General features: G+C 61.9%; 21 protein-coding genes. 9 read left to right on the top strand and 12 right to left on the bottom strand.

What is annotated here, in order from left to right:
- Window positions 1-52: 52 nt before the first annotated feature.
- From trpS to lysA, 3 genes are read right to left on the bottom strand one after another with little or no spacing between them, the layout of a single operon-like run.
- Window positions 53-1,057: a tryptophan--tRNA ligase gene (gene trpS, locus HZC36_14365; protein ID MBI5708162.1), complete on the bottom strand. Its 1,005-nt coding sequence runs from the start codon at window positions 1,055-1,057 to the stop codon at window positions 53-55.
- A complete protein-coding gene (locus HZC36_14370; protein MBI5708163.1) occupies window positions 1,054-1,737 on the bottom strand; it encodes a site-2 protease family protein in 684 nt (227 codons plus the stop codon). Before HZC36_14370 ends, trpS begins: the two co-directional genes overlap by 4 nt.
- Window positions 1,734-3,074, bottom strand: coding sequence for a diaminopimelate decarboxylase (gene lysA / locus HZC36_14375; GenBank protein ID MBI5708164.1), 1,341 nt, complete (start codon window positions 3,072-3,074; stop codon window positions 1,734-1,736). The genes HZC36_14370 and lysA overlap by 4 nt, the downstream gene beginning before the upstream one ends.
- Window positions 3,075-3,246: 172 nt before the next feature.
- Here lysA and HZC36_14380 point away from each other — a divergent pair, with 172 nt between their 5' ends.
- Together HZC36_14380 and HZC36_14385 are read left to right on the top strand one after the other, a co-directional pair.
- A complete protein-coding gene (locus tag HZC36_14380) occupies window positions 3,247-4,110 on the top strand; it encodes a PAS domain S-box protein (protein ID MBI5708165.1) in 864 nt (287 codons plus the stop codon).
- 50 nt (window positions 4,111-4,160) lie between these two features.
- Window positions 4,161-4,649, top strand: a complete 489-nt coding sequence (locus tag HZC36_14385; protein ID MBI5708166.1) for a hypothetical protein — start codon at window positions 4,161-4,163, stop codon at window positions 4,647-4,649.
- Between the two features lie 181 nt (window positions 4,650-4,830).
- Here HZC36_14385 and HZC36_14390 read toward each other — a convergent pair whose 3' ends face one another.
- The 9 genes from HZC36_14390 to HZC36_14430 all read right to left on the bottom strand — a co-directional run bounded on the left by HZC36_14390 (window position 4,831) and on the right by HZC36_14430 (window position 15,196).
- A complete protein-coding gene (locus HZC36_14390; GenBank protein MBI5708167.1) occupies window positions 4,831-5,649 on the bottom strand; it encodes a hypothetical protein in 819 nt (272 codons plus the stop codon).
- 938 nt (window positions 5,650-6,587) lie between these two features.
- A complete protein-coding gene (gene rph / locus HZC36_14395; GenBank protein ID MBI5708168.1) occupies window positions 6,588-7,298 on the bottom strand; it encodes a ribonuclease PH in 711 nt (236 codons plus the stop codon).
- Between the two features lie 220 nt (window positions 7,299-7,518).
- Entirely contained in the window at window positions 7,519-8,481 is a 963-nt protein-coding gene (locus HZC36_14400; protein MBI5708169.1) for a glycosidase, read from the bottom strand.
- On the bottom strand, window positions 8,478-10,787 hold the full coding sequence (locus HZC36_14405; GenBank protein ID MBI5708170.1) for a glycosyltransferase family 4 protein: 2,310 nt from the start codon (window positions 10,785-10,787) through the stop codon (window positions 8,478-8,480). Before HZC36_14405 ends, HZC36_14400 begins: the two co-directional genes overlap by 4 nt.
- A gap of 380 nt (window positions 10,788-11,167) precedes the next feature.
- Window positions 11,168-11,680, bottom strand: coding sequence for a carboxypeptidase regulatory-like domain-containing protein (locus HZC36_14410; GenBank protein MBI5708171.1), 513 nt, complete (start codon window positions 11,678-11,680; stop codon window positions 11,168-11,170).
- A gap of 75 nt (window positions 11,681-11,755) precedes the next feature.
- A complete protein-coding gene (locus tag HZC36_14415; protein ID MBI5708172.1) occupies window positions 11,756-12,493 on the bottom strand; it encodes a 16S rRNA (uracil(1498)-N(3))-methyltransferase in 738 nt (245 codons plus the stop codon).
- A gap of 152 nt (window positions 12,494-12,645) precedes the next feature.
- Window positions 12,646-13,245: a hypothetical protein gene (locus HZC36_14420; GenBank protein ID MBI5708173.1), complete on the bottom strand. Its 600-nt coding sequence runs from the start codon at window positions 13,243-13,245 to the stop codon at window positions 12,646-12,648.
- A 78-nt stretch (window positions 13,246-13,323) separates the two neighbouring features.
- A complete protein-coding gene (locus tag HZC36_14425; protein MBI5708174.1) occupies window positions 13,324-13,941 on the bottom strand; it encodes a glycoside hydrolase family 25 protein in 618 nt (205 codons plus the stop codon).
- Window positions 13,942-14,179: 238 nt separating this feature from the next.
- Window positions 14,180-15,196 (bottom strand): Gfo/Idh/MocA family oxidoreductase, encoded by a 1,017-nt coding sequence (locus tag HZC36_14430; protein MBI5708175.1) that lies wholly within the window; start codon window positions 15,194-15,196, stop codon window positions 14,180-14,182.
- A 44-nt stretch (window positions 15,197-15,240) separates the two neighbouring features.
- On the opposite strand from HZC36_14430, the gene HZC36_14435 reads away from it, so the two are divergent.
- The 7 genes from HZC36_14435 to uppP all read left to right on the top strand — a co-directional run bounded on the left by HZC36_14435 (window position 15,241) and on the right by uppP (window position 20,777).
- Complete coding sequence (locus HZC36_14435; GenBank protein ID MBI5708176.1) at window positions 15,241-15,600, top strand: sulfite exporter TauE/SafE family protein; 360 nt, start codon at window positions 15,241-15,243, stop codon at window positions 15,598-15,600.
- Between the two features lie 70 nt (window positions 15,601-15,670).
- Window positions 15,671-16,291: a hypothetical protein gene (locus tag HZC36_14440; GenBank protein MBI5708177.1), complete on the top strand. Its 621-nt coding sequence runs from the start codon at window positions 15,671-15,673 to the stop codon at window positions 16,289-16,291.
- Between the two features lie 307 nt (window positions 16,292-16,598).
- Complete coding sequence (locus HZC36_14445) at window positions 16,599-16,940, top strand: hypothetical protein (protein ID MBI5708178.1); 342 nt, start codon at window positions 16,599-16,601, stop codon at window positions 16,938-16,940.
- Window positions 16,941-17,214: 274 nt separating this feature from the next.
- A complete protein-coding gene (locus HZC36_14450) occupies window positions 17,215-17,763 on the top strand; it encodes a dCMP deaminase family protein (GenBank protein MBI5708179.1) in 549 nt (182 codons plus the stop codon).
- Window positions 17,763-18,797, top strand: coding sequence for an undecaprenyl/decaprenyl-phosphate alpha-N-acetylglucosaminyl 1-phosphate transferase (locus HZC36_14455; protein ID MBI5708180.1), 1,035 nt, complete (start codon window positions 17,763-17,765; stop codon window positions 18,795-18,797). The genes HZC36_14450 and HZC36_14455 overlap by 1 nt, the downstream gene beginning before the upstream one ends.
- Complete coding sequence (wecB, locus tag HZC36_14460; protein MBI5708181.1) at window positions 18,790-19,923, top strand: UDP-N-acetylglucosamine 2-epimerase (non-hydrolyzing); 1,134 nt, start codon at window positions 18,790-18,792, stop codon at window positions 19,921-19,923. The genes HZC36_14455 and wecB overlap by 8 nt, the downstream gene beginning before the upstream one ends.
- The gene (gene uppP, locus HZC36_14465) at window positions 19,914-20,777 is read left to right on the top strand and encodes an undecaprenyl-diphosphatase UppP (protein ID MBI5708182.1); all 864 of its coding nucleotides are present in this window, start codon (window positions 19,914-19,916) and stop codon (window positions 20,775-20,777) included. The genes wecB and uppP overlap by 10 nt, the downstream gene beginning before the upstream one ends.
- Window positions 20,778-20,797 lie beyond the last annotated feature (20 nt).

A 20,797-nucleotide genomic window follows, 5' to 3' on the forward strand; every position in this document is an offset into this window, starting at 1 on the left:
CTTCCCAAGCTGTTCACCACGGGACTGGCCCAGGAGTTCGAGAGCGTGCACTTCACCTGCTCCCCATGGCCGCCCTGACTTCATCCATCGTCTTCGCCGCGAATTCGCGCGCTTCGGCGGCGCCCTTCGTCAGGATGGCCTCGATGTCGCTGTCGGTGATAGAGTTTCGGCGCTCGCGGATGGGCCGCAGGTACTCGTTGATCGCCTCGGTCAGCTCACGCTTGTTTTGCACACACCCGCGGACCCCTTCACGATCCTCCTCCCACTGAACCTGCCAATCCTTGGAATACAGCCGCAGGTACTGGCACACCGCGCAGCCCTCGGGCACTCCCGGGTCGGTCTTTCGCATCTTCGTCGGGGTCGTGAAGGCGCTTTGGATCTTTTTGGCGGTCTCCTCCGGGGTGTCGTTCAAATAGATGCAGTTGTTGTAGGACTTGGACATCTTCCTGAGCTGCCCGTTCTCGTCCGCGTCCAGACCGGGCACCTTGGCCCTAAGTTCATCCTTCGGGATGATGTTCACGAACTCCGGGAACACCTCGCCGTACAGGTGGTTGAACCTTCGCCCGATCTCTCGGGAGATTTCAAGATGCGGCGCCTGGTCCTTTCCGACAGGCACACCATAGGGCTTATAGAGCAGGATGTCGGCGGCCTGGAGCACGGGATAGCCCAAGAGGCCGTAGGGCTCCGTCTCGGCTTGAAGCTGCTGGCGCTTCTCCTTGAACGTCGGCACCCGCTCCAGCCAACCCAGCGGGGTGACCATGCTGAGCAGAAGGTGAAGCTCGGCGTGCTCCTTGACGTGCGACTGGATGAAGATGGAGGAGCGATCCGGGTCGATCCCGGCGGCCACATAGTCTTTGGCGACCTCGCGGGCGTTGCCGGCGATCTCGCTCGGGTTCTCGAACATCGTCGTCAGGGAGTGCCAGTCCACCACACAGCAATAGAGCTTGTTGTCCTGCTGAAGCTCCACCCAGTTGCGAAGGGCGCCCTCATAGTTGCCCAGGTGCAGCCGCGAGTTGGTGGGCTGCATGCCGCTGAGGATCCGCCGTTTTTCGCTCATGGGATGCCTACAAGGAAGGAGAAGATCCGTTCCGTCATCGGGAAGAGCACCAAGCGCAAAAAGTTGAGTTCACGGTTGAACTGCCCAATCAACACCAGGCCGATAAACAGAAAGCCCCCAACCTGGCGGTTCCACATGTACCACCGGATGCGCATGGGCTCGGGCATGAAAGCCCCGACCAGCCAGTGCCCGTCCAGCGGACCAAGGGGAATCAGGTTGAACAGGCATAGGCTGACGTTGATCAGCACGCCCATCACCAGCAGCAAATAGACCACGGGCAGCCCGCCGCTTGCGGCGTGCATCGCCGCACCCTCGCGTACCCCGTCCATCTGGTTCACCAGCCGGAGCGCGATCGCGTAGACCACCGCCTGAAGCAGGTTCGACGCAGGCCCCGCAGCCACAGATGCGAAATGGTCCCACCTGGGGTTTCGCATCTTCGTAGGGTTCACCTGCACAGGTCTTCCCCACCCGATGCCAAACCCGGTGAGCGTGGTGAACACCATCATCATGGTGCCCATCGGGTCGAGGTGCGCGAGCGGGTTCAGGGTCACGCGCCCTTGCAGCCGGGGAGTGGGGTCGCCGGCGGCATCGGCCATTTTCGCATGGGCGAACTCGTGGATGCTTATCGCGAAAATCAGCACGAGGATCGTGACGAAGAAGAAAACAGGGTCTACGTTCATCGTTTGGCCCCAAGATCCGAGGGGATCACTTCCCTTGCGCCCATCTCCTCGAACGACTCGCGCTTTTGAACCAGCGCGAACGATCCGTCCTTCCGAACCAGCACCGTCGCGGGTCTTGGGTAGCGGTTGTAGTTGCTCGCCATCGAGGAACTGTAGGCGCCGGTGCAGAGCACCTGGAGCAGATCGCCCTCGGCAAGGTCGGCGGGCAAGGAGACGTCTGCAAAAAGCTTGTCGGTCTCACAATGCCGCCCGCTGACCGTGTAGAGCCTCTCGCCCGGATTGGCCGTCCTGGTCTCGCTCCCCCTGGCCGCACGCCGCACCGTGTAGCGCGCTCCGTACATCGTCGGGCGCGGGTTATCGGCCAGGCCGCCGTCTACGCAAACATAGGTGCGGGTCGAGCCGTCCTTCAGGGGCACGTCCTTGATGACGCCGACCTCATAGAGCGTTAGGCCTTCCTCGCCGACGAGCGCCCGGCCCGGTTCCAAGATGAGCAATGGATCGAGGCCCGAACCGGCGAGCCCCGCCTGAACTCCTGCGACGATCTCACCGACGTATTGCTCGATCGGCATGACTTCGTCGGAATCGAGATATTGGATTCCGAGTCCACCTCCGACGTTGAGCCAGGTGGTCTCGACGCCGTGTTGGGCCTTCATTCGGGCTGCAAACTCCGCGATGAGCTCAGCGCCGCCACGCTGGGCGTCCGCATCCAGAAGCTGCGAGCCGACGTGGCAGTGGTAGCCGATTACGTGAAGACCCAGTTCGAGGGCGCGGACCGTGGCGCGTTCTGCCGAGCCGTCGCCGATATTGAATCCAAACTTGGTGTCGGCCTGTCCTGTCGAGATCTTTTCGTGGGTCTGGGGGTCAACACCGGGCGCCAAGCGGATGGCGATACCCGGACGGTAGCCGGAAGGCGACTTGGCGAAGACGTCCGCGATCGCTTCCAGCTCTCGAAAGTTGTCCGCGACGATCTGGCCCAGGCCCAGGGTGACGGCCAGTTCGATCTCGGCGCGCGACTTGTTGTTGCCGTGCAGATAGACCCTTCTGGGGTCGGCCCCCGCCGCTAGCGCCGCCCTGACCTCGCCTTCCGATGCACCGTCGAGCCGACATCCCTGGTTTGCAGCGATGGCCAGCAGCGCATAGGTCGAATTCGCCTTGGTTGCAAAGGACACTTCGCCGTTGGGCCACAGCTTCTTCAGCGAAGACTGAAATCGTTCGATGCGCTTTTCGAACCCAGACTCAGAAAGCACGTAGAGGGGTGTTCCGAACTCAGAGGCCAATTGTCTGGCTTGTTCCTCGGTCACTCGAAAGCGTGTGTCTTGAGTCGGCGCGGCCGTCATGCGAACCCAGATTATGGCATGGCAGCTCTCGCCCCAGTCCGGGAAGGACTAACGGATTGTCGTAGGCGGAGTTCCACCCTACTTGAAGGACTTCTGGAGCTTGGACACCAATTCCAGAGTACGAACGTCCTTACCGGCAGGCTTCGCGCCCTCTGGCGATCCAGGACCCAGCATGAGACTCCGCAGCACGTTCCTTCACCTTCAGCGCCAGCTAGAAGAAGTTCCCGACCACGGCTTTGTTCACGCTACCGACGACGCCCCTGCCGAAGCAGCCCACCGATTGTTGCTGGGTGTGATCGAGGCGATCCCCGATGCGGTGCTGCTCGTGGACCCCTTTGACCAAATCATCTTGGCGAACAAGCAGGTTGAAGAACTGTTCGGTTACAGCCGCAGTGACCTGGTGGGACGGCCGATCGCCGACCTGATCCCCGAACGCTTGCGCTTTGTCCATGAAAGGCACGTTAGGCGCTATCAGGAAGACCCATACACTCGGCCAATGGGGCAGGGTGGCGATCTGTGGGCACTGAGAAAAGACGCCAGCGAGGTGGCGGTCAGGATCACGCTCAGCCCGATCCACGCTCCTGATGGCTTGTTTGTTTTGGCACTGATCCGAGATGTCACCGAGGAAAGGCAAATCGCGATGGAAAGGCGGAAGTCCGAGGAGCGGTACAGGGGTCTCGTGGAGGCCCTCGATGACATCGTTTATGTCGTGCATCTCACCGAGGATGCCATGCGGGGCAAGGTGGACTTCGTGAGCCAGAAGGTCACCGAGATTCTCGGATATGAAGGGCAGGAGTTCATCGACGACCCGTCCCTGTGGATGACGAGGCTCCACCCAGATGACCTACCATCGGTGACGGAGCAGACCGATCGCATGGTCAGCACGAAGGCACCCTGCGAGCGCCGGTTTCGAATACAAACCAAGTCTGGCGATCGTTTCTACTGGATTAGGGACCGAGTAGCTCCAATCTTGGACGAGCGTGGCGAAATGGCCTCGTTTCAGGGCGTGGCGACAATCCTGCCAGATCCAGCATAGGTCCCGACCATCGCTCGGTCCATTGCAAGACGCTCCATAATGCCAATGCGATGGACGTCATCCGATACCGGCCGGCTGAAGCGGTGAAATGGCTGAGCCACGGAGCAGGACACCTGCGCAAGGAGGCGGCGCGACAATCCGGCAGCATCCTGCGCAGAGAGGGAACGCGAACCATCCAGAAAGACCTGATGGATGCCGCCGAAGTCCTGCTGGGTGTGGGAAAGAGCGCGATCGCTGAGATCATGCATGTGGGCGCGGCAGGCGTCGAGTACATCCTTCACAAAGACCGTTTTGAGGTTCACAAGGGAAACTCGATGAAAGTCTATCGCTACAAGGACGTGATGGCGATGAAGATGCGCGGCGACCGTCTTTCGGTCCAGATGAAGGCTGCGACGGCGACCATTGCCCCCCCGGCGCACATTGTCTCGGCGAGGGTCCGGGTGCCGATCGGCTGGTCGCGCAACGGGATCGAAGTGCCCTACGAGATGTTGCTCGACGAACTCTCAGCACGCTGCGGGATTGAGATTGAGAGCCCGTGAGGGACTGAGGAACAAGGGACAAAGGGGATCACGTTGGGCAGACTCTCAGTCTGCATTCGCAAAAGCCGCTCCACCAATTGGTGAGGGAACGCAGGGACAAAGAGAAGAGGCCATGAGGAGGTGAGACACTCTCGGTCCAAACCTGGCATCAAATCCTTCACCCGCTCACCGACTCACACACTCACCCTCTCACCCTCTCACCCACTCTCCGACTCATCTTCTCTTCCAGCCAGTCACCAAACAACGCGAGCACCTTTCCCCTGTGGCTGATCGAATGTTTCTGGTCCGCAGAGAGGTCGGCCATGCAGCAGCCGCGATCTGGGAGGTAGAAGATCGGGTCGTAGCCGAAGCCACCCGAGCCCGAGGGGGCATAGGCGATGCGGCCGTCGCAGGTGGATTCGAAGATGAGAGGGGGAGAGGGTGAGTCGGTGAGTGGGTGACTAGCCCCTTCCTCCTGGAGCGAAGCGAGAGGAGGAAGGGGTTGGGGATGGAGGTCTGCGAGCGGAGCGACCTGCGACCTGCGACCTGCGACCTGTCCCTCCGTCCCTTCGTCCCCTTGTCCCCCGGTCCCTTCCGGTCCCAAATTCGTCAATCGACAATCGTCAATCGTCAATCGCCCCGCCACCGCCACACAGCACCGGAACCGCGCCGTCCGCTTCTCCTCCGGCACATCCTTCATCAACTTAAGGATGCGCGCCATCTTCTCGGGGAACAGAAGGTCTTCCCCGCCGAAGCGCTTCGACATGTGCCCCGGCGCGCCATCGAGGGCGTCGATCTCCAGGCCCGCGTCGTCCGCGATGCAGAGCTCCCCGGTGAACGCCGCTGCTGAAAGCGCCTTGATCGCCGCGTTCTCGGCATACGTCTCGCCGGTTTCCTCGGGCTCCGGCGCACCGGGATAGTCAGCGAGGGTCTTGATCTCAAGCTTGGGAAACCGCCGGGAGAGGATGGCCACCATCTCCCCGGCCTTCTTGCGGTTGTGCGTGGCGATGACTATTCTCATGCTCTGGACCGAGTGTCATTATGGTTGAGGGTTGAACTCCGTGCGGCAAGTCGCGTCAAACTCATCGAGGGTTCGTCATGATTTCCCTGGTGTTCGTTGCCGTAGTCGGCCAGTCCCTTTCGGGACCTCCTCGCGATCCCATGACCTATCTTTCCGACTACCGGCCGCCCGTCCTTGCTCTGAAGGACTTAAGAGCCGTCGGCTTGCGCGCTTTCGTGGGGCGCCGCGCGGTTCGCGGGTACTGGGCCATAGAGTCTGTATGGGTCATTCACCACCCACTTTCGGTCGTGGCTCATTCGCTTGCGAAGGAGATGGCCCCACCTTTTCAATTCGATCAGCTTTCCGATGAACGAATCATGAACCGAGGAACAATCGTGTTCGGAAGGAGTCTTGCGGATCGTCGGGTAGAGGCTAGGGCACGCTCAGGCCGCGAGATACAAGTTTCGGCCGGTCCAAACAAGGGCTGGCATATCCTAAGCAAGTCTGAATACACCACAGTCCTGGTCATCGAATCTCCTCGGCTCGTGGGCTCTATGCCCGCCAAGTGGCCAGCGAAGGCGATGAATGCGGACTCCCTTCCAAAGAGTTGGAAGGGCCTTCCGCTGAAGGAGCTTCCCGCCTTGCCGACGGCATGGGTCCGAACCAGTGAATTGAGCCCAGTCGGCGGAACTCAGTATTGGATGAAATGGGTCGTCCACGAGGACCCTTCGACTCTCTTTCCTCGCCTTTGCTCAGCACTCGAAGCGACCGGTAACTGGGCTCTCCCGGAAAGAAGGTCCTTTCCATTCATCAGCTGCCGGCCCAAGAGACGTGGCGTAGGACCATTGTGGATCAAGCTCGACTTCACCCGCGAACTGGATTCAGAAGTGCCCAAAGCGGGCTGGAGCATCATCCACTCAACAGGCTGATCCCAAACCCCAAACCCTGAACCCCGGACCCTAGACCCCCAACACCCGCTTCTGCTCCAGCACCAACTCATCGATCCCTTTCTTCGCTATTCGGAGGAGTTTGCCGAGGGTTTCCGCGCTGAACGGCTCCTGCTCCGCCGTGCCCTGGATCTCGACGAACTTGCCCGATTCGGTCATCACCACGTTCATATCGGTCGCGGCGGTGCTGTCCTCGTCGTAATTCAGGTCGAGGATCTCGTTGCCCCGGTAGATGCCCACGCTCACGGCCGCGATGGCCTCCTTCAGCAGGGTGCGCTTGAGCATGCGCTGCTGGACCATCCACTGCATGGCGTCGTAGGTCGCCACGTAGGCGGCGGTGATGCTGGCGCAGCGGGTGCCGCCGTCGGCCTGGATGGCGTCGCAATCGAGCGTGATCGTGCGCTCGCCCATGGCGTCGGTGTCCACGACGCAGCGCATGGCGCGCCCGATCAGCCGCTGGATCTCCAGCGAGCGGGCGTTGGGCTTCTGGTTGTCGCGCTGGTTGCGCTGTCTGCCCGAGCGTGGGAGCATGGAGTACTCGGCGGTGACCCACCCCTTGCCGGAGTTTTTGAGGAACGGCGGCACGCGGTCCTCGACGGTCGCGGTGACGAGCACGTGGGTATCGCCCGCCTTGATGAGGCACGAGCCCTCGGCAAACTTGGCAAAGCCTCGGGTGAGGGTGACGGGTCGGAGTTGATCGGGCGCTCGGCCATCGGGTCGCATGAGGGAGAGGATACCGGGCCTATTGGGATGAGTGGGTGATTGAGGATGAATGAGGGTGAATGAGGGGTGATGGGATGATGGGATGATGAGATGATGGCTCCTGTCCGTGTCCGTCCGTGTCCGTCCGTGTCCGTCCGTGGTTGCTGAGGGGACGCTAGGCGATGGGACGATGGGATGAGGGGAAGCCCGGATTGCCCAGGCTCGGATCCTTTCGTCCCGGCTAGATGTTTCCGAAGTACAACTTGCCGTTGTCCTTCAGCCATTGCAGGAGGGCGCTGATCGAGGCGGTGGCGAGGCACACGCTGGTGTCCGCCGCGCCGTAGTACAGGTGGAGCGTGTCGCCATCGGGCAGGACCGTGTAGCCGCATGGGAAGACGACGTTCGCCACGTCGCCCCTTCGCTCATAGTCTTCTTCCGGCCCAAACACCCAGGAGTCCCCGCGCAGGGTGGTGACTTCTGGATTCTCGAGCTCGAACAGAGCGAGCCCGAGGCGATAGAGGCAACCGGCCGGGGTCTGGCGCACGCCGTGATACAGCATCAGCCAGCCTTCTGGGGTCTCGATCAGAGGTGGCGAGAGGCCGATCTTGTTGGCGTCCCACCAGGCGCCCTTGCGCGCCGCAAGAATGCACCGGTGGTGTCCCCAATACTGTAGGTCCGGCGAACGTGAGCTCCAGATGTGCGAGCCAAGCGTCGTGACCGGGCGGTGGATCAGCATCCAGGTTCCGTCGATCTTGCGCGGCAGGAGCGCGGCGTCTTTATCCTCCGGCTGCCCGATGACCCCCATGCGCTCAAAGTGCACGAAGTCCTTGGTCGTCGCCAGCGAGACTCCGGGGCCGGCATGGGAATAGGACGTGTACGTGATCGCGTACTGGTCCAACTCCTTCAGATAGACGATTCTTGGGTCTTCGACGCCCCAAACCTCTTCAGGGTGTTCCTTTGGTGAAGGTTCAAAGGTCGGACGGGGGTCGACCACCCATCCGTCGATGCCGTTTTCAGACCTGGCCGCCGTCAAGTGAGAGATACCGGACCGATCTTCGACCCGGCAGAGGAGAAGCGTCGTGCCGTCCTTGAGCACGGTCGCACCCGCATTGAAGACCGAGTTCACCGGATACGGCCAGTGATCCGCAGTCAGGAGTGGGTTGTGCGGATACCGGCTGAAGAGATTGGCGTAGTGACTGCTCATCGCACGACGGCCTTGTCGGGCAAGGGCACGGGGGCCGAGAACGGAGTGGACTCTGCAAGGTACATCTCACCTAAGGACAGCAGAAAGGCGAGCGTCGATTCTGCTCCCATGTTCTCATTCACGCCATCCGGATGCAGGCCGTCTCGACACCCGCCTGAGCCAAGATCGTAAAGGGGCTGTCCCAAGTCGTTGAGTCCGAGGAACCAGTCAAAGGTCGACTGAGTGCTCGCTATCCATTTCGGCTCGTTCGTCACCCGATGCGCGGCCAGGCACGCCTTGATCGTGCAGAACGCTTCAATGGGTTGCTGGTCGAAGCGCGCGCACTCACAGCCTTTGCGGTAGTGCCCGTGGCTTCCAATCGGCGAGAAGCTGCCCGATTCCGAGGTCTGGATGGCAGTGAGCCATTCGAGCGACTCAATGCCGATCGCCACAGCGTCTTCCCGGCCCATGCTGCGGCCTGAGACAATCAGGGCATACGGGATGATCGCGTTGCTATAGGCGACGATGCTCTCATACCATCGCCAGTCAGGCTCTGAGTTGAGGTGATAGCTTCTGATGAGCCGATCCACGAGTTCCTCGCGGAGGACCTCCACGGACTCGTCCGAACCCTGGCTTTGCAGGTACTCATCAAAGCCGTTGAGAGCAAAAGCCCATGCCCTTGGGCTGGTGAACGCCTCGGCTGCCGGAAGGCCATCCTGAAATAGCCGTCGCGCAACGATTGACCGTCTGGCGGATTTCGAGCGGTTGCTGGTGAAACCAAGCGCCCAAAGAGCGCGCCCGTGCGAATCTTCTGAACCGATCTTCTCGAGCCATCGGCGCTCATAGCTCATGAAGTTCCGGAATCGCCCGACCAGCGGATTGAAGGAGTGCCAAAGGAAGGCCATGTACTTGGCAGCAAGTTCCTTAACATGCAGTCCTTCGCCTAAACCCAGATAGTCCACCAACGTAACGAGCATGAGGGCCCTCGCGTTGTCGTCCACGCAATACCCTTCGTCATAGTTCGGCACGTCGAATACGGCGTGTTGGAGCAATCCAGTGTCATCGGTCATCCGGCGCAGGTGAGACAGTTTGAACGCCGGCAGCTCGATCGGACGGTCCTTGAGCGATTTGAGTTCGAAAGCTCGTCCGTGCACGGACTCCCTCTCCACTGCCGCAAGCTTGAAGACGCGAATCGTCTCGCGGGCCACCTCGGACCAGACCATCTTTCTGCCGGCGCGATAGGCCTCCTGGCGCATCTTCTTGCGAGCGTCGCCGTCCCTTAGGAGGCCTCCAACGGCTTCGGCGATCGCGGACGGCGTGCGCTGCGGCACAAGGACGCCCCGCCCATTCGCCAAGAGTTCTGTGGCGCAGGGATACGCCGTAGAAACGACGGCGGAGCCCATGCCAAAGGCCATCGCGAGCGTTCCGGATGAAATCTGCTCCGAATTGACATAAGGAGTGATGTAAACGTCGGTTGCGCCCAGAAACTCCGTTAACTCTTCGATGCTGAGGAACCTGTCGTGAAAGACCAAATTGGCTGAGACGCCCAATCGATCTGCGAGCTGGCGCAGGCTCAGCCGATAGGCTTCGCCTTCGTTCTCGCGGATGTGCGGGTGCGTCACGCCGACTACGGTATAGACGGTGTTCGCAAACTCTTCTGCAATTGCGGGCAGGGCTCGGATGACATCCTCTATTCCCTTGTCGGGAGAGAGCAAGCCAAACGTCATCAACGTCCTCTTCCCGGACAGTCCAATCTCCTCTTTCAGGTCCTCAGGATTACGGAACTTGGTATCGGGGATGCCGTGCGGGATAACGACGATCTTCTCGGGCTTCGTGCCATGAACGGAAACCAGGAGGTTCTTTGAATACTCGTTCATGACGATGAGGAGGGTGGAGCGCTCAAGGACCTCGCCAAAGACGCGCCGTTGATGCTCAGACGGCGTCCTGAGGATCGTGTGCAGCGTGGTCACCACGGGCGCCCTAAGCTCGCGCAGCAGCGTCAGCACATGGCTGCCGGCGTTGCCTCCAAAAATGCCGTACTCATGCTGAAGGTTGACGACATCAACCCGCGCGAGATTCAGGTACTCCGCAGCCCGCCTGAACGACGCCGTGTCCGCTTCATCGATCTCGATGCGGACCGCCGAAGAGTAGTCGTAGCTATCTTCCCGATCGTTGATGGCCGCCACAACCACCGCTTCGCTTCCCAGTTCACGGCACAGGGCGTCGTTCAAATCCGAAGCAAAAGTGGCGATGCCGCATTGCCTGGGCGAGAACGTGCTCACCACCGCCACGCGCTTCACGAGCGAACTGGTTCTTGGTTGTCTCATTTCTGTGCCTCCCGGCGTGAGATCACGGACAGGAAACGGTCGGTGCCGCATCAATGTAGTCAGGCGGTTGCCGCTGGAATCTCAAGTGAGCGGCAGTGCCGGCAGGTTCAGAGCCAGCCGTCCATTAGGTCCGTCGCCAGGTCAATCAAATGAGGGGGCGACGAAAAATACGACGGATAGGGATGCCCGTATACCTAGCCGTACTCCGTAACCCCTCCGGCCGTTACACCCAACGCAAAAGCATCTTGCGGGGCGCGTTATGAGACTCAGAGAGAACTTCCTTCGAGACGAGGGCGTCGGGCTCGCTTGCCGGCGCAACGGCGAATCCGGCCCTCCCACCTACGGGCCTCCCGCGGCCGTTGGCCCGCGCGAAGCTTGACCTATCGTGAAATCGAGAGGTCCACGCGAATTTCCTTTCCTTCCTCGACCGTCACGTTTCGCATGTCCTGGATTAGGCGATTCATATTCGGCACGCCGGCGACGTAAACGTGATTTTGGCCCGGCGGAACGCGAAGAATGTAATGGCCTTCAGCGTCCGCAATGGCCGTCTGCACCCAGGCACCGGATCTCGGCCTCGCGGGACCGTAGACACCGACATAGGCGCCTTCGATGGGCTTTCCGTCGCTGAACTTGACGGTGCCGATGATGAGCCCCCCTTTGATGAGCTTGATATCCAGGCCGGACTTTGTTTCGCCGGTCTTGGCCTCGGTTCGATCGAACGCTACGGATGTCCAGGCCTGCTCCAGATCGCCGGTGAGAAACGCGTTGACGTTGTACCTGCCTGGCGTGAGCTGCCCGATGGAGCACGAACCGTCCTTTGCCGTCACCGTTTGGCCCAAGCCGCAGACAGGAGCGCGAAAGAAAGTGCGCGATTCATGTGGACCATCCTCCATCCCTCGTCGAAGCAGGCACGAACAACTGATAGCCGCATCCAAGGATGGTCCCGGTTCAAGTTCGGCGGCCGGACCTTACAAGAGTAGAAGGGCCGCGGCCGCCGCCGGGCCGGCCGTATCGGTGCGCAAGACCAGCGGGCCCAGAGTGACGCCGCGATCCCCAATCACCGCCAGCTCCTTGGGGGACCAGCCGCCCTCAGGGCCGACGACGAGGGTGATTTCGGATTGCGGATTGCGGATTGCAGATTGCGGTCCGACTTCGGATTCCGGATTCTGGATTTTGGATTGGACTCGGTCGGTTAGCGTCGCTGAGAGCCCTTCCAATTCGCTGAGCACGATCGCGTCGGGGACTTGGGAGAGAACCGCCTTGAGGTCGGGGAGGGCTTCGATCTTTGGGAGGCGGGTGCGGTAGCACTGCTCCGCCGATTCGCGAATGATGGCCTCGAGGCGCTTCAGTTTGGCCGAGAGCTTGCTAGGCTCCCATCGGACCACGCTGCGATCGGCGGGAAACATCACGAACCTGGACACGCCAATCTCGGTGCCCATGCGGACGACCGTCTCCAACCTGTCGCCCTTGGGCAGCGCCTGGGCAAGAGTGACGTGGATCCTCGGCTCCGTGTCTGGTCTCTCTACTCGCTCCGGGATTGCTTCCCTGCCCTCCAGACGACACACGATCAGCGAGCCGTCATCAGGCAGTACGGCAAAGGGATCGCCCGACTGGAGCCGAAGCACCTTTCTCAGCTTGTCGAGCGCGGGCTGAGGCAGCTCGAAGGGCGCGTCGGACGGCGCGCCCGGCAAGAACGTCCGTGGCAAAGATCGAAGCGAGGGAACGGGAGAACCCATTGCTCAGGAACGTACCCGAAGGCGGCGGCATACCCCTCACCCGGTTCACTTCGTTCACCGACCTCTCCCCCAACCCCTCCCTCAGTTTCGCTTCGCAAAACCAAGGGAGGGGCTACGGACGGTTAACCGCCGGTGATCTTGGCGATGGCGGCGGGAACCGCAAAGCCCTTGGCGGGACCTACCTTGTCGGCGGCGTTCGGCGCGAACTTGGCCATCCCTGCCTTCATCTGCCCGAAGCAACTGGCGCAGCACGCGTAATAGCGCACGCCCTCAAAATCTACAAACCCGTTGGTCCCGTAGTAATTCTTCAGCTCCACTTTGAGGACCGGGCAGAACATCGCTTCCTTCTCGGGGATCGTGCCGAACCTCTTGGGGTCGCCATCGAAGGTGGCCTTGTTGCTTGGGTTCGAGAAATAGAACCGCACGCCGTTGAAATCGGAGAAGCCGCCCTTGGCCTTGGAGGTGTTGATCATCGCGCCGGAGACGGGGTCGAAGAGGCTCGTGCCGATGACCTTGCCCTTGTTCTTGTCGGCCTTAATGCAGACGTCCGGGGTCTTTGAAAAGGTCCCCATGCAGTTGGCGCAGCACGTCCGGTAGCGCACGCCTTTGTAGTCGAATGCCGGGCTTTCGACGGTCACGGGCTCGCCAGCAATGGGGCACACAGGGCCGTCGGCGACGGCCATTGGGGATAGGGTTAGGGCAACAATCGCATTCAGCAGCATGTCATCGTTCTCCAGTTCGGCTTTGTGGGCCTGAGACCATTTTAGCGCAAGGTACGCCCGATCTTGACGAAAGAGTCTCTATTGACCCGAGGTCCACCACGCTTGCAGCGCCGCCGCGTCGCCTTTGAACTTCGAGCGATCCACCGCGCCGGTGATTCCCGGGCAGGCTCCAGAGGAGGTGTACTGCCAGAGCGTCCAGTGCGTGAAGGGTTTGGGGCTTTTTGGCATCGGCCCATAGCGCGCCAGCCACAGTGGGCAGTTGGAGAGCGGGGTGTCGTCTGCTGCCAGGCCCTTCATCTGAGCGGCCAGGAATGAGAGACCCGAATACAGCATGGGCCACTGGCCGGTCACTTCGTGGATTCGCTGGACGAACGCCTCGGCTTCCGCGCGAGACATCGTGGCCGACTCGTAGCCTTCCCAGTCCAAGGCGAGCCTTGCCGTACTTCCGGCTAGGGTGAGCAGGCGGTCCGCCTGGTTCTTTCCAGGTGAGGAGTTGGTACCAAAGTAGTAGGCCCCTACAAGGAGACCGGCGCTCTTGGCCCGGGCCGACCTTTCCGCGAACTTGGGATCGGCCATGGATTTGCCCTGGCCGGCTTTGAGGATGACGGCGAGCACTCCTGAGGCGCGGATGTCGTGAAAGCCGGAGTTTGGGTCCACCTGCTTGGCGTGATGAATGTCGATGATGGCGTCGATCATGCTATTACCTTCAGATAGAGTAATGGAATCTGGCGCGAACGTCAACTTCGCCTGCAAGTTGTCTGACTCACGGCGAGCAACACTTGATACGGAAGGCGATTAGGGCCTGTGAGGCGGGGCTACGTCGGCATCGGGTTTTTGGGGTGAGACCACGGTTTGGGTGGCGGTGTAACCCAAGCGAGACGGCCTGGCACCCTTCGTTGGGTAGTGCCTGGATCCAACCCGGTTGAGTCCGCGCCTAGCACTTCGGCGGATTGACGGGTTTGCCCGTCTTGGCGCTTTCCAGGGCCGAGAGCGCGAGGCTCATCGCCATCCAGCCGTCTTGGGGGCTGACAGGCAGCGGTTTGCTTTGCGTCACTCCGTCCACAAACGCCCGAAGCTCCTGGTAATACGGGTCGTCGGTTGGGCTCAGGGGCGCCTCGTTGCCGCCTTTTGGCTTGGCCGTCGCGCCCCCTGGGTCCTGCCCCGCGCCGGTTCCCGAGGCCACGTGCGTTCTCAAGGTCGCCGTGTTCCTGCTGTCGTATTCGATCATGCCCTCGCTCCCGCAGACCTCGAAGGTCACCCGAAAGCCGGAAGGGTCCATCCATGTCGCCTCCACATGGGCAAGAGCGCCGGAATCGAAAGTCAGGGTCGCCAAAGCATAGTCTGGGCCTGTACCCGTCGCCGCGCCGAGCGAGCGGGCGTACACCTGCGTCACCTCGCCCAGCGTCCATCGGAGCCAGTCGAAGTCGTGGATCGCCAGGTCGAAGAGCACTCCGCCTGACCGGGAGTGATCCATGAACCAGCCGCCCTGTCCGAACGGTGCGCCCCCTCCCCGCCTGGTTCTGGCGGCGGCAGGCTTGCCGATTTTGCCGGACCGGACGGTCTCGGAGGCCCTTCGGAACTCCGGAAAGAACCGCACCACTTGGCCGGGCATCAGGGGCACTCCGGCCTTATCCGCCGCCTCGATCAGTTGGCTCGCTTCCTCCAGAGAGTGCGCCATCGGCTTCTCCATGAACACCGCCCTTCCCGCGGCGATGGCCTTAAGGCCGTATTCGAGGTGAAGGTCGGTCGGGAGGCAGACGTCGACGATGTCGACACGCTCGATCAAGGCCTCCGCGCCGGCTACGTGAATGGCTCCAAACCTCTCCTGATAGCTCGTCACCCGGTCAGGATCAGGATCGAAAAAGTGAAGCTCGACGTCCCGCATTTTCCGATACTGGTTGGCGTGCACGCCACCCATTCCGCCGGCGCCGAGAACCCCGATCTTGACCATAGCTTCATTCTGACCGAGAAGGGGTCCGTAGGTCACAATGGGGAGTGACTTACCTGGCCTACTCGCTGATCGGCTTCGTCGCGGGCATCCTTTCGGGGATGTTCGGCATCGGTGGAGGCGTGCTGATCGTGCCCGCGCTTGTGCTCGCCCTCGGCTTCGACCAGCACCGGGCGCAAGGCACCTCTTTGGCCGTCTTTCTGGTGCCGGTCGGCGCACTCGCGGCCTTCAACTACTACAAGAAAGGGTCCGTGGACTTCGCGGCGGCCGCCGCCATCGCCGTTTGCCTATTTTGCGGCGGGTTCTTCGGCTCCAAGATCGCGCTTGCCTTGCCGGAGCAGACCATCCGCAAAGTCTTTGCCTGCTTCCTGGTGCTTGTCGCCATCCAACTCTTTTTCAAGAAGTGACCCGGGCACGTCCGACATCACACCAGCGTTAACCTTCTTAAGACCGCAACCCCAAGCTATGAAGCCAATCATGACCGTCATTAGGGCTCTCCTCATCCTCGTCGTCTACGCTATGGCCGCGCTGTTCTCAGCCGGTTGCGGCACTACCGCCTCTGAGGAGCCGGCCGCCTGGGAACCCATGGGAAACTCGGCCCCGAGGTTCGAGGGAGACGAGCTTTCAAAAAAGGTCGCCGAGTTCGCGGTTGGGCGATGGTGCCTTTGCGGCATCACGAACCTTGACTTCGAGGGCCAGCCAAAGGTCTTTCAAACCAAGGAAAGCACCAAACCCGATCCCAAGCGCTGGTGGCAGTTCGAGAAGGACGGCACCTTCAGTTGTGGCAACGACGAATCCGGATGGAAGCTCGAAGGCAAGTATTCGGCCGACTACAGCCAGCTTTCCCTTTCCTATGAAACGATGGACGGGCGGCCCGTCGACGAGGTCCTGCCGGCGTATATGCGCGAGCACCCGAAGACCGAGAAAGAGTTCCGGCAGTTGCGGCAGTGGAGCATTCTCAAGCTCGACGGTGACAGGAAGCGGTTCTACTTCTTGGGGTCGGCTCCGAGCAAGCTGGACCCGACGGTTCAGCGGACCGCGATCGAGGCCAAGGGCCTTCAGCGGTTGAAGCCGGTGTTTGGGAAGAAGGCGCAATAGGGACAAAGGGACAAAGGGACGAGGGGACGAGGCAAGCCGTGGGGCAGAATCTCAGTCTGCCTGTCCTAAAGGACCAAACGACTTGGCTTCGCGACACTCACACTCACGGTAACCCGACAGCCAGACTCGCTCCAGTCAGCAAAGAGCCAGGCAAGGACGCCCGAACTCCTTTCCACTGTCCCTTCGTCTCTTGGTCCCTAGGTCCCTTCAGTCCCTCCAATCTCCAGTCCCTCCATCCCTCAAATCTTCCATTGCGGATAAACTCTGTCCCACTCGGCCACAAGGCCGAGCGCAACGGGAGACTGAAATGCGCATCGGCAGACTACTCAAGCATTGGACCCTGATCGGCGTCGTGGGCGCGGCGCTGGCCCTCGCCGGCTGCGGCGGTGGCGACGACACGCCGAAGCCGACGCCCAACAACCCCAATCCGGAAAAGCCAAAGACCGCTTCGGCCGCCCAACCGGGCGGCCAAGAGAGCGTGCAAGTGATCTCGCCGGCGGCGGGCGCTATGAGCCCGGTCACCGGCACCGACAGCGTTCAAGGCGGCGGGAGCGGGGTCGGCAACGTGATGAAGGACCGCGCTCGCGGAATCGCCGGCGATGCGCCCAGCAGTTTGAACCAGGGAACAAGCGACGAGGGCGGGAACTAGCCGCCGGCAGGAAGCGCCGTCCTTCGGCCGCTCCCCATCTGAAGTCGCGCCCCATGCCCGGGACGGAACGTGGACCCGTTCGGTCCGCATCCTGGTCCGCGAACGCTCGGTTCGCAGGCCGGCAGCCAACTTCGGCAGAGCATCCTTCAGGTCCATTTCGACCCCCTCTTCTTCAGCATTGCTCCCACTTTCATTCTGAAGAACGGGCCCCCGCGAGGCCAGGCCGATGCCGCAGCCATCCTCAATCGAGCATAATCAGCCTTACCGCAAGCGCATGGAATCGCCAGGACCTGCCCCAGAAACCTCATTGGCCGCTCAGGCCGCTGCCCCAGGACCCGCGCTTGCCGCAGACCGCCCCTCCTGGGACGCGTATTTCATGCAGATCGCGCACCTGGTGAAGACTCGCGCCACATGCCCGCGACGCCAGGTCGGCGCGGTTATCGTCCGTGACAAACGCATCCTCGCGACGGGCTACAACGGCGCTCCACGGGGGCTCCCACACTGCCCAGCAGGCGGGCCGGAGCACGATTGGCCCGACGGCTGCATGCGCGCCGGGCACTGCATCCGTTCGCTCCACGCCGAGCAAAACGCCATCCTTCAAGCCGCTATGATCGGCATCGCCTGCGAAGGCGCCACGATCTACGTGACCGACCAACCCTGCAACATGTGCGCCAAGATGGTCATCAACGCGGGCATCAGGCGGGTGATCTATCAGGGCCACTACCCCGACGAATTCTCCAAAGAGCTCTTTAGGGATGGCAAGCTCGACGTCTTCGTGTTCAGCGACGGCTCACTGGAACGCCTGGAGCTTGGAGTCGCCTGATGGACGCGGTTCTCGCGGCGCTTTCCGAAGGCAAGCTGCTGAGCGGTTATCGCTTTCCGCTCCTCGCCGGGCTCATTGCCCTCATCATCACCCTGTTCCTAACCCCTGCAGTTCGGCGCATGGCCGTCCATTTCGGCGCGGTGGATGACCCCAAACGGGACGACCGCAGGGTTCATAAAGTACCGCTTCCCCGTTGGGGCGGCATCGCGATCTTTGGCGGCGTTCTGCTGTCTCTCCTCATCATCCTTCCGTTCTCAAATCCGCACGACCCTGTGCCGCTGTATCTGGTTGGCGTCTTGGGAATTGGAGCGATTTTGGTGGTCGTCGGGGCGCTAGACGACCTGCACCAGTTCAGCGCAAAGATCCAACTGGGGGTCCTTTTGCTCGCCGGGCTGGCAGTGCAGCTCTTTCACCCAGACAAAGGAGCGATCGTGCAGATCGCCGGCATGAAGTGGCCCCTGTTCTCCGAAGCGGGGTCTTGGGTTGAGTTCGGCATCTGGGCGTTCCCGCTCACGGCAATCTACATCTTCGTGGTTTCTAAGACCATGGACACCATCGACGGGATCGATGGGTTGGCGGCAGGAATCGCCGCCATCGCGGGCGCTGCTTTCTCGCTAATCGCGACCTACGAAGGCCAGCCTCGGGTCGCTCTGATCTCGGCGGCCGTTTCGGGGGCCTCTCTCGGCTTTCTCAAGCACAACTACAACCCGTCGAGGATCATCATGGGCACGGGCGGCGCGCAGTTCCTGGGGTTCATCTTGGCGGCGCTGAGCATCGTGGGCGCGATGAAAACGGCGGCGGCGGTGGCGATCGTCGTGCCGGTGCTGGTCTTCGGCATCCCCCTCTTCGACGCGATTCAGGTGGTCATCCGTCGAAAGCTCGCGAAGGTGCCCATCACCCAGGCCGACAAGCGCCACATCCACCATCAGCTCTTGGATCGGGGGCTCTCGCAACGGCAGGCGGTTTGGGTGCTCTATTCCATCGCCATCGTGCTCAGCGTGGCGCTCGTCGTGGTCGTGAGGCTGTATGGCTAAGCCCAAGATCGCTTGCGTGGTGGGCACGCGCCCGGACGCCATCAAGAGCGCGCCCGTTGTGCTCGAGCTCCAGAGGTTCGACTCAGACTTCGAGACCGTGTTGGTCTCCACGGGCCAGCACCGCGAGATGTTGGACCAGGCGCTGAGCGCGTTTGGACTCGCCGCCGACCACGAACTGGCGATCATGCAGCACGGGCAATCTTTGGCCGAGATCACAACAAAGGCGCTCGGTGGGCTCGACCGCCTTTTCGCCGACATCGCCCCGGATTATGTGGTCGCTCAGGGCGACACCACCAGCACCTTCTGCGCCAGCCTGGCGGCGTTTTACCGGCGGATCCCGTTTGGGCATGTCGAGGCCGGCCTGCGGACGCCCCGCATCGACAACCCCTTTCCGGAGGAGTTCAACCGCCGCGCGACCGGCATGATCGCCACCCACCACTTCCCTCCCACCGCCTGGGCAGCGGAGAACCTTCGCCGGGAGGGCGTGCCCGAGGACCGCATCCTGGTCACGGGCAACACCGGCATCGACGCCGTGCTCCAGATGGCGGAGCGCCACCCTGAAGGTTGGTTCGCGGACCGCCCTGAGCGCGTGGTCCTTCTCACCACCCACCGTCGGGATAACTGGGGGGAGCCGCAGCGGCAGATCGCGCTCGCCGCTCGCGAACTCGCCGACCGCCACGAGGACACGCTGCTCGTGGTCGCGATGCATCGTAACCCCCAGGTGCGCGAGACCCTAAGGGGCGTGCTCGAAGGCCACCCGCGCACCATGCTCATTGAGCCGCCGGAGTATGAGCGGTTCGTCAAGCTCATGCAGCGCAGCACCCTCATCCTTACCGATTCGGGAGGCGTCCAGGAGGAGGCGCCGGCGTTTGGCGTTCCCGTGCTCGTGCTGCGCGAGACCACCGAGCGCCCCGAAGGTGTGGAGGCGGGGGCTGCGAAGCTGGTGGGGACCGACTACACCGCCATCGTCACCGAAGGGACCCGCCTTCTTTCCGATCCTGCCGCCCACAGGGCGATGTCGCAGGTCAGCAGCCCCTACGGCGACGGCAGGGCCTCCGCGAGGATTCGGCACGTCATCGGACGGGCCCTAGGAGTGGAAACGCCGGAGGCGCCCCCCTGGACCTAATCCAAGCCATCGTCTTGGGGCTGCTGCAAGGCCTGACCGAGTTCCTGCCCGTCAGCAGCACGGCTCACATCCGCATCGTGCCGGCGCTAGCGGGCTGGAACGATCCGGGACCGGCGTTCACGGCCGCGATTCAGTTGGGCACGCTGCTCGCGGTCCTGATCTACTTTCGGACCGAGCTCCTTCATGCCGTTCGCGGATGGGTTTCGAGTCTGACGGGGCGTGGGTACAACACCCAAGAAGCGCGAATGGGCTGGGCGATCTTTGTCGGCACGATCCCCATCGTGGTGCTGGGCGTGCTCTTCAAGGACCAGATAGAGAACGAGTGGCGCTCGCTGAACATCGTCGCCGGGTCGCTCATTTTGATGGGATTGGTGCTTTTGGCCGCCGAGTTCTTGGGCAGCCGGAAGCGGGGCGAGTCCTCGATGACGCCGAAGGACGGTCTATGGGTGGGGCTTTGGCAAAGTCTCGCGCTGGTGCCTGGCATGAGCCGAAGCGGGAGCTCGATTGCAGGCGCGCTGTTTCTGGGGATGGACCGCCCTTCGGCGGCGCGCTTGAGCTTTCTCTTGAGCGTCCCGAGCGTTTTCGCTGCCGGCATTTTCAGCATCGTCAAGCACCGGCACGAGCTTCTGGGCAGCGAACTGGTTCCGATGCTGGTGGCCAATGGGGTTTCCTTCCTTTCGGGCTATCTGGCGATCGCGTTCCTCATCAAGATGCTGCAGCGGCATGGGACCTATTGGTTCGTCGCGTACCGGGTGGTGTTGGGCCTGGCGATCTATGGGCTAATGGCGTCAGGGACGCTCTCACCGATGGCAGGAATGGAAGGGCCCGCGGTGCCGAGTTCTTCGAGCCGTTGAGTACGCCCCCCCTCACCCGG

This window comes from Armatimonadota bacterium (assembly GCA_016223145.1).
Taxonomy (GTDB): Bacteria; Armatimonadota; Fimbriimonadia; order Fimbriimonadales; family Fimbriimonadaceae; genus Nitrosymbiomonas.

Bases quoted from the DNA above. Each gene is read 5' to 3' on its own strand.
- HZC36_14410 (MBI5708171.1), bottom strand. From the start codon at position 11,680: ATGGAGGATGGTCCACATGAATCGCGCACTTTCTTTCGCGCTCCTGTC.
- wecB (MBI5708181.1), top strand. From the start codon at position 18,790: ATGGCTAAGCCCAAGATCGCTTGCGTGGTGGGCACGCGCCCGGACGCC.
- HZC36_14425 (MBI5708174.1), bottom strand. From the start codon at position 13,941: ATGATCGACGCCATCATCGACATTCATCACGCCAAGCAGGTGGACCCA.
- HZC36_14430 (MBI5708175.1), bottom strand. From the start codon at position 15,196: ATGGTCAAGATCGGGGTTCTCGGCGCCGGCGGAATGGGTGGCGTGCAC.
- rph (MBI5708168.1), bottom strand. From the start codon at position 7,298: ATGCGACCCGATGGCCGAGCGCCCGATCAACTCCGACCCGTCACCCTC.
- HZC36_14385 (MBI5708166.1), top strand. From the start codon at position 4,161: ATGGACGTCATCCGATACCGGCCGGCTGAAGCGGTGAAATGGCTGAGC.
- HZC36_14380 (MBI5708165.1), top strand. From the start codon at position 3,247: ATGAGACTCCGCAGCACGTTCCTTCACCTTCAGCGCCAGCTAGAAGAA.
- lysA (MBI5708164.1), bottom strand. From the start codon at position 3,074: ATGACGGCCGCGCCGACTCAAGACACACGCTTTCGAGTGACCGAGGAA.
- HZC36_14455 (MBI5708180.1), top strand. From the start codon at position 17,763: ATGGACGCGGTTCTCGCGGCGCTTTCCGAAGGCAAGCTGCTGAGCGGT.
- HZC36_14370 (MBI5708163.1), bottom strand. From the start codon at position 1,737: ATGAACGTAGACCCTGTTTTCTTCTTCGTCACGATCCTCGTGCTGATT.
- trpS (MBI5708162.1), bottom strand. From the start codon at position 1,057: ATGAGCGAAAAACGGCGGATCCTCAGCGGCATGCAGCCCACCAACTCG.
- HZC36_14400 (MBI5708169.1), bottom strand. From the start codon at position 8,481: ATGAGCAGTCACTACGCCAATCTCTTCAGCCGGTATCCGCACAACCCA.
- HZC36_14405 (MBI5708170.1), bottom strand. From the start codon at position 10,787: ATGAGACAACCAAGAACCAGTTCGCTCGTGAAGCGCGTGGCGGTGGTG.
- HZC36_14450 (MBI5708179.1), top strand. From the start codon at position 17,215: ATGGAATCGCCAGGACCTGCCCCAGAAACCTCATTGGCCGCTCAGGCC.
- HZC36_14440 (MBI5708177.1), top strand. From the start codon at position 15,671: ATGACCGTCATTAGGGCTCTCCTCATCCTCGTCGTCTACGCTATGGCC.
- HZC36_14420 (MBI5708173.1), bottom strand. From the start codon at position 13,245: ATGCTGCTGAATGCGATTGTTGCCCTAACCCTATCCCCAATGGCCGTC.
- HZC36_14445 (MBI5708178.1), top strand. From the start codon at position 16,599: ATGCGCATCGGCAGACTACTCAAGCATTGGACCCTGATCGGCGTCGTG.
- HZC36_14390 (MBI5708167.1), bottom strand. From the start codon at position 5,649: ATGAGAATAGTCATCGCCACGCACAACCGCAAGAAGGCCGGGGAGATG.